This window comes from Flavobacterium sp. UBA4197, assembly GCF_002379575.1.
GTDB lineage: Bacteria > Bacteroidota > Bacteroidia > Flavobacteriales > Flavobacteriaceae > Flavobacterium > Flavobacterium inviolabile.
This window is the reverse complement of sequence record NZ_DFUB01000010.1, coordinates 1-11,313: the sequence shown is the minus strand read 5'-3', so window position 1 is coordinate 11,313 and position 11,313 is coordinate 1. Positions and strand designations below refer to the sequence as shown.

12 protein-coding genes and 1 rRNA gene are annotated in these 11,313 nt (G+C 38.5%); 8 read left to right on the top strand and 5 right to left on the bottom strand.

Features of this window, described 5'->3' with window-relative positions; translation table 11 throughout:
• Positions 1–84 (top strand): 5S ribosomal RNA (gene rrf, locus B3394_RS05865); the annotation flags it as partial.
• A gap of 212 nt (positions 85–296) precedes the next feature.
• Here the strand turns inward: rrf and B3394_RS05860 are convergent.
• Entirely contained in the window at positions 297–878 is a 582-nt protein-coding gene (locus B3394_RS05860) for a tRNA-(ms[2]io[6]A)-hydroxylase (RefSeq protein ID WP_177733206.1), read from the bottom strand.
• 97 nt (positions 879–975) lie between these two features.
• Between B3394_RS05860 and B3394_RS05855 the strand changes: the two genes are divergently transcribed.
• Complete coding sequence (locus B3394_RS05855) at positions 976–2,232, top strand: glycosyltransferase (RefSeq protein ID WP_349677594.1); 1,257 nt, start codon at positions 976–978, stop codon at positions 2,230–2,232.
• Positions 2,233–2,241: 9 nt separating this feature from the next.
• Here B3394_RS05855 and B3394_RS05850 read toward each other — a convergent pair whose 3' ends face one another.
• Entirely contained in the window at positions 2,242–2,685 is a 444-nt protein-coding gene (locus B3394_RS05850) for a DUF4268 domain-containing protein (protein WP_177733210.1), read from the bottom strand.
• Positions 2,686–2,780: 95 nt separating this feature from the next.
• On the opposite strand from B3394_RS05850, the gene B3394_RS05845 reads away from it, so the two are divergent.
• Both B3394_RS05845 and B3394_RS05840 read left to right on the top strand, forming a co-directional pair.
• A complete protein-coding gene (locus B3394_RS05845) occupies positions 2,781–3,419 on the top strand; it encodes an NUDIX hydrolase (RefSeq protein ID WP_177733212.1) in 639 nt (212 codons plus the stop codon).
• Positions 3,420–3,474: 55 nt separating this feature from the next.
• Complete coding sequence (locus tag B3394_RS05840) at positions 3,475–4,290, top strand: lysophospholipid acyltransferase family protein (protein WP_177733214.1); 816 nt, start codon at positions 3,475–3,477, stop codon at positions 4,288–4,290.
• A 39-nt stretch (positions 4,291–4,329) separates the two neighbouring features.
• Here the strand turns inward: B3394_RS05840 and B3394_RS05835 are convergent, their stop codons facing one another.
• Positions 4,330–4,968, bottom strand: coding sequence for a hypothetical protein (locus B3394_RS05835; RefSeq protein WP_177733216.1), 639 nt, complete (start codon positions 4,966–4,968; stop codon positions 4,330–4,332).
• Between the two features lie 15 nt (positions 4,969–4,983).
• The gene (locus B3394_RS05830; protein WP_177733218.1) at positions 4,984–5,478 is read right to left on the bottom strand and encodes an RNA polymerase sigma factor; all 495 of its coding nucleotides are present in this window, start codon (positions 5,476–5,478) and stop codon (positions 4,984–4,986) included.
• 340 nt (positions 5,479–5,818) lie between these two features.
• Between B3394_RS05830 and B3394_RS05825 the strand changes: the two genes are divergently transcribed.
• Entirely contained in the window at positions 5,819–7,123 is a 1,305-nt protein-coding gene (locus B3394_RS05825) for an NAD(P)/FAD-dependent oxidoreductase (protein WP_286914025.1), read from the top strand.
• Between the two features lie 36 nt (positions 7,124–7,159).
• On the opposite strand, the gene B3394_RS05820 is transcribed toward B3394_RS05825, so the two are convergent.
• Positions 7,160–8,221, bottom strand: a complete 1,062-nt coding sequence (locus tag B3394_RS05820; RefSeq protein WP_177733222.1) for a DUF3810 domain-containing protein — start codon at positions 8,219–8,221, stop codon at positions 7,160–7,162.
• A 113-nt stretch (positions 8,222–8,334) separates the two neighbouring features.
• On the opposite strand from B3394_RS05820, the gene B3394_RS05815 reads away from it, so the two are divergent.
• From B3394_RS05815 to B3394_RS05805, 3 genes are all read left to right on the top strand, one after another.
• Complete coding sequence (locus B3394_RS05815; RefSeq protein WP_286914019.1) at positions 8,335–8,619, top strand: (2Fe-2S) ferredoxin domain-containing protein; 285 nt, start codon at positions 8,335–8,337, stop codon at positions 8,617–8,619.
• 138 nt (positions 8,620–8,757) lie between these two features.
• Entirely contained in the window at positions 8,758–10,221 is a 1,464-nt protein-coding gene (locus B3394_RS05810; protein ID WP_177733226.1) for an aminoacyl-histidine dipeptidase, read from the top strand.
• Between the two features lie 184 nt (positions 10,222–10,405).
• Entirely contained in the window at positions 10,406–11,074 is a 669-nt protein-coding gene (locus B3394_RS05805) for a hypothetical protein (protein WP_286914014.1), read from the top strand.
• Positions 11,075–11,313: the final 239 nt, after the last annotated feature.

Sequence of the window (11,313 nt, the reverse complement as noted above, 5' to 3'; positions counted from 1 at the left end):
CCTCTTCCCATTCCGAACAGAGAAGTTAAGCCCGCCTGCGCAGATGGTACTGCAATCCTGTGGGAGAGTATGTCGCCGCCTTTCTTTTGAAAACCCTATCCCAAACGGATAGGGTTTTTTGTTTTTAGAAGGTATGAGAAAAGAAGTGAGAGGTGAGAAGTGAGATGAACCGGTTATATAACCTATAAATCCTCCTTTAATAAAAGATATTACGCTATTATAGGGCAAAAAGGATACTGATACTCCAGAAAAAAAGCCCTTCTATTGAAGAGCTTTGCAATTTTTAATACCTATAATTACCCGTGAATGGTTTCCTGTTTGCCGTATTTGGTGATGATAGAAGTCTCAAATTCAATCCATTCCTGCCATCTTTTGTCTACATCCACTTTTTCCGTATACTTTCTGGCAAAACCTAAAAATGTAGTGTAATGTCCGGCTTCACTAATCATCAGATCCCTGTAAAATGTTGCTAATTTCTGGTCTTTAATGTTTTGCGACAGCACTTTAAAACGTTCGCAGCTTCTCGCTTCAATCATAGCGGAGAACAATAAACGGTCAATTAATGAATCGTTACGGCTGCCGTCTTTCTTTAAGAACTTGTATAATTCATTTACATAATCGTCTTTGCGCTCTCTTCCTAAAGTCAGGCCTTTTTCCTTAATCAGTTCGTGTACCAATTCGAAATGTTCGATTTCTTCCTTTGCAATTTTAAGCATTTCGGTTACCAATTCCTCTTTTTCAGAATTGTTGGTAATGATAGAAATCGCATTGGAGGCAGCTTTCTGCTCACACCAGGCATGGTCGGTCAGAATCTCCTGAATATTGGATTCCACTATATTTACCCATCGTGGGTCAGTTTTTAATTTTAAACCTAACATTGTACTGAATTTTAGATGTAAAAATACAATTTTACTGCGAGAGTCTAAAATGATGTTTCCTTTCAAGTTGCTTATATTTGCATCTTATTGAATGCAAATGGGAAAACCTTTAGTGCTGATTATAGGCTATGTATGGCCGGAACCGAATTCTTCTGCAGCCGGCAGCAGAATGTTGCAGCTGATTGAATTTTTTAAAGCCGAAAATTATACCGTTGAATTTGCCAGCCCGGCAGCCTATAGTCCTTTTGCTGTTGATTTAAAAGCAATAGGAGTTAAGCAGACGGCTATAACGTTGAATTGTTCCAGTTTTGATGATTATATCCGGGAATTGAACCCTGCCATTGTTTTGTTTGACCGTTTTATGATGGAAGAACAGTTTGGGTGGCGTGTGGCGAAATATTGCCCCGATGCCTTGCGATTGCTGGATACGGAAGATTTACACTGTTTGCGGGAAGCCAGAAGAATTGCCTATAAGCATCAGACTACCGTTGACGCCGGATTATTGCAGTCGGATCTTGCAAAACGGGAAGTCGCCAGTATTTTCCGCTGCGATCTGACCTTTATGATCTCGGAATATGAAATGGAATTGTTAACTGGGACTTTTAAAGTCGATCAGACATTATTGTTCTATTTACCCTTATTAGTCACTCAAACGGAACTTACAGCCTTTCCGCAGCGGGAGTCTTTTGCGTCCCGGAAAGACTTTGTTTTTATCGGCAACTTTCTGCACGAACCAAACTGGAACTGCGTACAGGTTTTAAAGAAAGAAATCTGGCCCGAACTGCGAAAACAGTTACCGGAAGCAGCATTATATATTTACGGAGCTTATCCGTCACAGAAAGTACTGGATTTTAATAATCCCAAAGAACGTTTTTTGGTAAAAGGCAGAGCAGAGAATTCTTTTGAAGTAATTGAAAAGGCAAGGGTTTTACTGGCACCGATCCGCTTTGGCGCCGGAATCAAAGGGAAATTGCTGGATGCTATGGTGTGCGGAACACCATCTGTTACGACAACTACAGGAGCCGAATCGATGTCCGGAGATTTAGAGTGGAACGGTTTTATAGAAGACAATAACAGCCGTTTTATTGAACAGGCAGCTGCCTTGTATGCCAATGAGCAGTTATGGCAGGAAAAGCAAAATAACGGACTGCTACTGTTGCAGGAAAAATACCGGGATGTTTTGTATTGGGACAGTTTAAAAAACAGGATAACGGATTTGTTGCAGCATGTAAACGAACACCGTCTTGGAAACTTTATCGGTGCCATGTTACAGCATCATTCTTTACAGAGTACGCATTATATGTCGAAATGGATAGCGGAAAAGAATAAAGATAAGAGCCATTCTTCCGAATAGCTCTTTCTGTTAGGTATTGGTTTCCAAATCTTTGATATAGTCTTCATATTCATAGAAAAAGCGCTCAAAGGCGTCCATATTCTCATAAAAGAAGTCAAAGATTTCCGGCCATGTTGTTTTGTTAAACAGGCTGATTCCCGTTTTTTCCACCCATATTTTACTGATTACTTTTCCGGTATCCAGATGGAAATTGCGTTCCAATATGGCTTCCGGCAGAAAGTCTTCTAATAAAATGGTTTTCAGGGATTCTATCTTTTCAAAATAAATTTTTCTTTTCTCTTCATCTTTGGGTTCTATGTCTAATAGTACCTGAATCTTTTTGTTGTCCACATAAAATTTAAAAGAAAAGTCTTTGATTTTAGTGTCATACAACAACCATTTTCGAGGATAAACACTCGCGAATTCCGTCCAAAATTCCTTCTTAATTTTCTGTGCTTCTTCCTTACTGAACATTTTTTTATTTGAATATTTGTATTAATAAAAGTTTGCCAAGATATTTTTTTGAGGTAACTTTATGATTGTGTTTTTAAAGAAAACTCAAAAAAAAGATGGACTTTCAAGATTTTTTAAAATATATTCCAAAAATAGAAAAAGAAAAACTTCTGGCGTCGGATGCACATATAAAAATGGCACCCCTGGAACGTATTTCTACTCTGAAAGAGGCAAATTACGTTGATAAAAATCCGAGAAGGGCCGCCGTGATGATGTTGTTTTATCCTAAAAACAACAAAACACACCTGGTTTTGATCGTTAGAAACACTTATCCCGGAGTTCATTCTTCACAAATAGCATTTCCGGGCGGAAAAGTGGAACCGGAGGATAAAAATTTAATCCAGACGGCACTACGGGAAACCCACGAAGAAGTCGGTATTGCGCCGCAGAAAATCAAAGTAATAAAGCCTTTTAGCGAAATTTATATCCCACCCAGTAATTTTCTGGTATCGCCGTTTATGGGAATTTCACAGGAAGAATTGTCTTTTGTGCCACAGCTGGAAGAAGTCGCCCAGATTATCGAACTGCCTTTGGCCATGTTCCTTGATGATAACATTATCATCGAGGTAATGATGACCACTTCCTATGCCCAAAACATAAAAGTACCCGCTTTTCAAATCGAAGATCATATCGTCTGGGGTGCCACAGCAATGATGATGAGTGAGCTCAAAGAAACTGTTAAGAATGTAATCTAATCGATTTGTTTTCTGTAAATTTGCAGCTCTTTTTTGAAAACTAAACAGTAAAAAAATGGGATTGTTTAAAAGAAATCCTTTCGGTCATATACTTTTTATTAAAAAATGGCTGATTCGTGTTTTTGGGGCTTTAACCCATAGGCGTTATCGCGGGTTTAATGAACTTCAGATTGACGGATCGGAAATTATCAGGGCATTACCGGATAAGAATGTACTTTTTATCTCCAATCATCAGACGTATTTTGCGGATGTGGTAGCGATGTTTCATGTTTTCAATGCCAGTTTAAAAGGCAGGGAAGACAGTATTAAAAATATCGGATACCTGTGGGAACCCAAACTAAATATTTATTATGTAGCGGCAAAAGAGACCATGCAGGCCGGATTACTGCCAAGGATTTTATCCTATGTGGGAGCAATTACTGTAGAAAGAACCTGGCGTTCTAAAGGTAAAGATGTAGCCGAATCGGAAAAAAAAGATGTCAACCCGAACGATACCGAAAATATTAAGATCGCTTTGGCCGATGGATGGGTAATTACCTTTCCGCAGGGAACGACAAAGTCGTTTAAACCGGTTAGAAAAGGAACAGCACACATTATCAAACAGCATAAACCGGTAGTGGTACCTATCGTTATTGACGGTTTCAGACGTTCTTTTGATAAAAAAGGACTGCGGTTAAAAAAGAAAGGCATTCTGCAATCGTTTATCATCAAGGAACCGTTGGATATTGATTATGAAAACGATACCATAGACGAAATTGTCGCAAAAGTGGAATATGCTATTGAACAGCATCCTTCCTTTTTAAAAGTTATTCCGGTGGAAGAAATTGAAGCCCAGGAAGAACTGAACAAACAAAGACAGTGGGATTATTAAGATATAAAAAAAGCGGCTTACGATGGTAAGCCGCTTTTTTTATAGGTCTATTTTTTTCAGTTCTTCATAATTTTTATACAATCTTCGGAGTAAAAATCCGTAAAGTAAGCGGTAGAACAACCAGAACAATCCAAAGAGAATGGCAAAGAATATAATGGTAGATCCGATGATTAAAACCCAGAACATAAAACTCTGATCGCTTCCGGAAACCTTATATATCCGGGTAAACTTCTCATCATACATAAAAGACGCAATCATTATCGTGATAAAGATAGTGCCGATCATCGCCAGGTTGTACCAGATATAATACTGTACGGTTTTGCGGGTTTTCAGGATGCTTTTCATTAACGATTTTACATTGTCTGTTGTATTGATGCGTTTAAAATTTATATAGAATAAAAAGATAAACGAAAGAATCACCACATGATTGATAACGGTAAAAATGCTGATTAACGTAGCGATATGATACGACTCTAAAGTCTTCAGATAGTTTTCGTCTGCGGTAAAGAAACTGATTACACTCCAGAACAATATCTCCAATATGCTGATAATAAAAATCCATTTCACGATGGAAGAAGACTTCTTATGCAGCATGGCATAGATCTCCTTCTCCGTAATTTTCGGAAAAGCATTTTCATTCTTTTTCCAGTCTTTTTTTAATAAATCTAACTCTTCCATATAGTCATCCTCTCCTTATGGATTTACAATTTTTTTTAATTTTCCTTTAATACGGTTCATCTTTACCCGGGCATTTACTTCGCTGATTCCCAGGGTTTCGGCAATCTCCGTATAATCCTTGTCTTCCAGATACATAAAGACTAAGGCTTTTTCAATATCATTTAATTGATGTACCGCTTTATACAATAATTTAATCTGTTCTTCTTCTTCAAAATTGTAATCCTCGTGATTAAATCGGTGTATTTTATTGTCAAATTCGATAGTATTAACCGTTTTTGTCTTTTTTCGGTATAATGTAATCGCTGTATTCAAAGCGACCCGGTAGGCCCATGTAGTAAATTTTGCTTCTCCGCGAAATTGCGGGAAAGCTTTCCATAACTGAATCGTGATTTCCTGAAACAAATCTTTGTGCGAATCCTCATCAGAAGTATACAGCCGACAAATCTTGTGTATAATATTCTGATGTTCTTCCAATTGGGAAACAAAAGATTGCTCTAAACTCGAATTCATATTGGAATTAGTGTGGTTTTTAAACGAATTGTTACAGGTGTTCCTCTTTTTTATTTTTAAAGATACAAATCAAATTTTTCAGGAATGCTGTGCTGTGTAAAAAATACCGGTATTACTGTTATGGTTTTGATGTCCTTACGAGCATTTGCTTTTCATAAAACCGTTGAAGCTTTCTGTCCGGTTGTGAAAAAGAGTTTCGTTATCGGCAGGAAATAAATGCTGTTGCAGGAACATTTCGGGATGTTTTTAAGGAGAAAAGGAAAGTGCTTAAAGCGAATAAAAACCGCAGGAGTGATGATTAAAGTTTGTAACTTTACGTGTTAAATATGAAAAAAAGAAAATGAATATTCCCCGTTCAAGTTTTCCCAGAATCGTTATTATAGGAGGTGGATTTGCAGGAATTGCATTGGCAAAAAAACTCAGAAACAAAAATGTTCAGGTTGTCCTTTTAGACAAACACAACTATCATACTTTTCAACCGTTGCTGTACCAGGTTGCTACCGGTGGCCTTGAAGCCGGTTCGATAGCCTATCCTATCCGGAAAGTGGTTCAGGAATATGAGAATTTCTATTTCAGGCTGGCGCAGGTAAAAGAGATCGATACGGAACATAAAAAGGTTATTGCCGATATAGGCGATTTATACTACGATTACCTGGTGATTGCCACCGGGTCCAAAACCAATTATTTCGGGAATAAGGAGATTGAGAAAAACAGTATGGCGATGAAAACCATTCCGCAGTCTCTGAATATCCGCAGTCTGATACTGGAAAATTTCGAACAGGCGTTACTGACCAATGATATTAACGAGCGTTTGAGCCTGATGAACTTTGTGATCGTTGGCGGCGGACCAACCGGAGTAGAACTTGCCGGTGCTTTAGCCGAGATGAAGAAAGCCATTTTGCCAAAAGATTACCCGGATCTGGATGTGCGGAAAATGGAAATCAACCTGATCCAGGGATCGAACAAGATTCTGGATGCGATGTCTGCCAAAGCTTCTCAGAAAGCAGAAGACTTTTTAAGAGGATTGGGTGTGAGTATCTGGAAAAATGTAAAGGTGACCAATTATGACGGTAAAACAGTGACAACCAGTTCCGATTTGATTTTTGAATCGGCTACGGTGATCTGGACAGCCGGTGTTAAAGGCGCGGTGATAAAAGGTTTACATGCCGAATCGCTGGTGGACAGGATAGAAAGGATCAAAGTGGATGAATTCAACCAGGTTCACGGATATGAAGATATTTTTGCAATAGGGGATATTGCGATGATGGAAACCGAAAAATACCCGATGGGACACCCGATGATGGCACAGCCGGCTTTGCAGCAGGGAGCGCTTTTAGCGGATAACCTTATCAAAAAGATACAGAACCAGAAGCGGAAACCATTTTTGTACCGCGATAAAGGTGCGATGGCGACCATCGGCAGGAACAAAGCCGTTGTCGATTTGCCGAAATGGCATTTTAACGGGGTTTTTGCCTGGTTTGTATGGATGTTTGTTCATTTGTTCTCTTTAATCGGATTTAAGAACAAAGCGGTTGTTTTTATGAACTGGGTATACAATTATATCCGTTTCGACAGGGAAGGACGTTTGATTATCCGGCCTTATAAAAAGAAAAGCTCCCAGAGTTTTATTCCGGATGAAATGTAAAATAAAAAAGAGCCGTTTTAAAACGGCTCTTTATCGTTATAACGCTCTCTTTTCGTAATAATTAACCAGCAGGTCCACAAATTTACTGTAGCTTTCCATGCCGTCTTTTTGCTGATTCAGTTTCAGGAAGTTGTCGTAGAACACTTTAAAAAGCGGTTCCATAATGTTCTGGTGGCTGTCCCAGAAAGCATCGGAATCTTTAAAGTTTTCCAGAACACCGGGACGAATTAACGGCAGAAGTTCTTTGGTCTTTCCTTCTTCTTTCATTTCAATATTGTGCAGGCAGTAGCGAAGCGCATACGTATAACCCGAGTAGTTGAAATAAATATCATCATTATAGATGGAAGCCATATAACCGATAAAATTGGCTTCACTTTCGGAAGCATAGCCAATCTGATGTGCCATTTCATGACAGGTGGTCGTGGCAAAATTGGTTTTCGGGATCAGGTCATTCACCTGTGCTTCATTGGTAAACGGATTCAGGTAACCGCTAAAACCCATATAGGTAAGCGGTGTGCTGATCAATGACGCTTTAACGGATTTATGATCGTATGCGAAAAAGGGAAATGCTTCGCCAAGGTGATGATAGCCGTTCAGTGTTTTTTCAAAGAGTTGTTTTTGGGTATACGGAACGGAAACTTTCAGGCTGTCATTTTTTTCGATCTGCGCGTGAACGGCATTCACTTTGACAATCACCCGTTTGGTAAAATCCATCAACTCTTCCAGCGAATAGTCCTTTTCTATGGCCAGTTTTTTATACAGCGGAACACGATGGTAGTTCACGCCCCAAAGCAGGTTGAACAGAAAATAAAATACAGACACAAATCCAACCAGACTGAGCAGGTTGTCTTTCCAGGCGGTTTTCCAGGACTTGCGTTGTTTCCAAAGCCATTTTAGCAACAGCAGTATTACGATAAAATACAGCAGGTCACCAATAGAAAAAGGAATTTTGCCAAAACTGATGCGCAATATCCGGGACAGGAAAGGGTAAAAGCCATTGCTGTAAAAACGTTCTACGAATTCAGGAAAAAAAGAAAGTACTTTTAAAAACAGGATTTGTACCCCTAAAAACAGGGGTAGTAACAGCTTTTTATTCATCAGCAAAATTTTTATAAATATAAAAAATGTTAATTTAAGATGCCGTTAATTTTCTTATAGTATATTTGCATTTAATTAGAATAGATAAAAATAACAAAGCAATTGTTCTGGTAATGAAAAAGTTAGAAGCGCCTCAAAAAACAATTTTTTTCTGTGATGGCAGCAAATGCAGCAAAGAGAATAAGCACAATCGCAAAGCCATTCGTTCCTTAGTAAAGGAAGCTGGCTTAAAAGATGAAGTGGCTTTGGTTAAAACCTATTGCACGGATAACTGTAAATGTGCCCCGGTAATTTCTGTTCAGCCGGAAAACCTTTGGTTTGGTGAAGTATCGGAAAAAAAAGCAGTTCAGATTTTTGAAGAACACATTGCCTTCCCGGTTTTAAAAATTGCAAAATAACAGCCTTCCCCGCTGTTTTACTCCTCCAAATTAAATCTTCAAAATAAGTTGATTATCGTTTTCCTTGGCTGAAAATCTTTGTAACTTTGGGACTTTCGAATTCGAAAGAACAAACTATAAACTACAAACAGAAAAATAATGAGCCAGGAAGTAAGAAACCTTGAGCCTAAACAGCTTTGGAATAAGTTTGCCGATTTGAATGCTGTACCCCGTCCTTCAAAAAAAGAAGAGCGTGTGATTGCATTTATGATGGATTTCGGTAAAAAACTAGGACTTGAAACGATCAACGACGAAGTTGGTAACGTAATCATCAAAAAACCGGCAACTGCTGGTATGGAAAACAAAAAGACCATAGTAATGCAATCGCATCTGGATATGGTTCACCAAAAAAATAACGACACAAATTTTGATTTCGATACACAGGGAATTGAAATGTATGTTGACGGAGACTGGGTTCGCGCAAAAGGAACTACTCTTGGTGCCGATAACGGACTTGGTGTGGCTACAATCATGGCTATTCTGGAAAGTAACGATATTCCGCATCCGGCAATTGAAGCCTTATTCACGATTGATGAAGAAACGGGTATGACCGGTGCTATGGGATTAAAAGGTGGTTTGCTTGACGGTGAGATCCTTTTAAACCTGGATACGGAAGAAGATGATGAAATCGATATCGGATGTGCCGGTGGTGTAGATGTTACCGCTGTTCGTGAGTATGAAGAGGAAGAAACTCCTGCAGATTCTGTAGGTTATACCATTACGGTAAAAGGACTTAACGGAGGACATTCCGGTATGGATATCGACAAAGGATTAGGAAACGCGAACAAAATCATGAACCGTTTGTTATTTGACGGATTTGAAAACTTCGGTTTACAGGTTGCGGAGATCAACGGTGGTAGTTTGCGTAATGCTATCCCGAGAGAAAGTGTTGCAAAAGTGATTATTTCCCAGATTTATGATGAAGCTTTTGTGTTTGATATGCAGGAAGTGATCGGGGATATCAAAGCAGAATTCAAAACGACAGAACCGAATTTAACGATCGAAATCGTAAAATCGGATCTACCGGCTAAAGTAATGGACTTAGGTGTTCAGGAAGGTCTGGTACGTGCTTTATATACCGCTCATAACGGTGTGTACCGTATGAGTGCCGATATGGCCAATTTAGTGGAAACGTCAAACAATATCGCTCGTGTAATTGTTAAGGAAGGGAAAATCACCATCCAGTGTTTAACCCGTTCTTCTGTGGAAACGTCAAAATTCGATTTAGCAAATGCATTGCGTTCGGCTTTTGAATTGATTGGCTGTGAAGTTAATTTTGCAGGTTCTTACCCGGGATGGACACCAAACGTGAATTCTCCTATCCTGGATGTATTAACGGCCATTTACGAAAAACAAAACGGTTCCAAACCACATGTGGTAGCATGCCATGCCGGATTGGAATGTGGTATTCTGGGAACAAATTACCCGGATATGGATATGATTTCTTTCGGACCGACCATCAAAGGAGCGCATAGCCCGGATGAAAGAGCATCTATCGCTTCTGCACAGAAGTACTGGAAATTCGTATTGGAGATTTTACAAAATATCCCATCGAAAAACTAAAAGAGAAGCATTACTAATAAAAAGCCGGGGAAATTTTCCCGGCTTTTTCATTTTAAAACAGTTTTAGGGTATTGCCGGTCTTCTGAAATCATTTAAAAATACCTTCCCGGTTACACTGTTTTTTATCTGAAAAAAATCGTTACTTTTAACCAGAAAAAAATGTAAACCACGGAAAAACAAGGTTATGAAAGAGAATTTTAAATATTTCGTGAAACTTTCGTCCATCGGCGCGGCAAGTTTAATCAAGATAAATTTACTGGGAATATTTTCAACGGTAATTGTTGCTATAATTGGAGCTGTATTTTTGGTCAAAAACATAGATCCCGGACATTCCGCACACGTTAGCCCGATTCCGTTTCTGGCCTTACTTTTTGCAGCAAGACCTGTTGGCTCTATCCTGTGGTTAATCAGTACTTTCGGAAGTCCCTGGCTTTTCATTTTCTTTGGAAATAAATATACAATTAAGAAAGTAGCCAATAAGCTGATAACAGATAAATCCGAAAGTTTAATACATCCGCTTCTGGACAAAGTGCTGCAAAAATTTCATAAAAACCAACCGCAAATCGTTCGAAATGCCGGTGATTATTCAATGACTAAAATGCGGATTATCCACGAGATTAAAAATGACCAAAGCGAGAATAAATGGCTTCGGAAAATCTTAGTTTTTGCGATGAAAAAAGTTAATATGGATGATATCGATTTTAATCAGGAAAATTTGAACTTCTATGAAATAATCAAGCTAAAAACCATTCAAACTTTGGAAAGCATCACAAAACCAAGTCGGAATACCATTTGGATCCTTTTGACTATCCAATGGGCTATTGTGCTATTTATTGCCTTAACCAATCTTTAAGTTAATTTCAACCGACAGTACCGTTATATTTTTTAAAACGAAATGTCTTCAAACAATATTAAAAGCTCCGTTTCGGGGCTTTTTCTTTTTAAAAACAGCTTTATGATACTGTTATTTTTCCGGAATCATTTCGCTGTATCGTTATAAATTCCCTCCCGATTACACCCTTTTTTATCCAAAAAGAGGTACTTATATACGCAAATATACTCAACTCCTAATTTTTATGCCAATCCATAATT

Coding starts and splice junctions, on each gene's coding strand:
- B3394_RS05860 (WP_177733206.1), bottom strand. CDS start 878: ATGTTAGGTTTAAAATTAAAAACTGACCCACGATGGGTAAATATAGTG.
- B3394_RS05855 (WP_349677594.1), top strand. CDS start 976: ATGGGAAAACCTTTAGTGCTGATTATAGGCTATGTATGGCCGGAACCG.
- B3394_RS05850 (WP_177733210.1), bottom strand. CDS start 2,685: ATGTTCAGTAAGGAAGAAGCACAGAAAATTAAGAAGGAATTTTGGACG.
- B3394_RS05845 (WP_177733212.1), top strand. CDS start 2,781: ATGGACTTTCAAGATTTTTTAAAATATATTCCAAAAATAGAAAAAGAA.
- B3394_RS05840 (WP_177733214.1), top strand. CDS start 3,475: ATGGGATTGTTTAAAAGAAATCCTTTCGGTCATATACTTTTTATTAAA.
- B3394_RS05835 (WP_177733216.1), bottom strand. CDS start 4,968: ATGGAAGAGTTAGATTTATTAAAAAAAGACTGGAAAAAGAATGAAAAT.
- B3394_RS05830 (WP_177733218.1), bottom strand. CDS start 5,478: ATGAATTCGAGTTTAGAGCAATCTTTTGTTTCCCAATTGGAAGAACAT.
- B3394_RS05825 (WP_286914025.1), top strand. CDS start 5,819: ATGAATATTCCCCGTTCAAGTTTTCCCAGAATCGTTATTATAGGAGGT.
- B3394_RS05820 (WP_177733222.1), bottom strand. CDS start 8,221: ATGAATAAAAAGCTGTTACTACCCCTGTTTTTAGGGGTACAAATCCTG.
- B3394_RS05815 (WP_286914019.1), top strand. CDS start 8,335: ATGAAAAAGTTAGAAGCGCCTCAAAAAACAATTTTTTTCTGTGATGGC.
- B3394_RS05810 (WP_177733226.1), top strand. CDS start 8,758: ATGAGCCAGGAAGTAAGAAACCTTGAGCCTAAACAGCTTTGGAATAAG.
- B3394_RS05805 (WP_286914014.1), top strand. CDS start 10,406: ATGAAAGAGAATTTTAAATATTTCGTGAAACTTTCGTCCATCGGCGCG.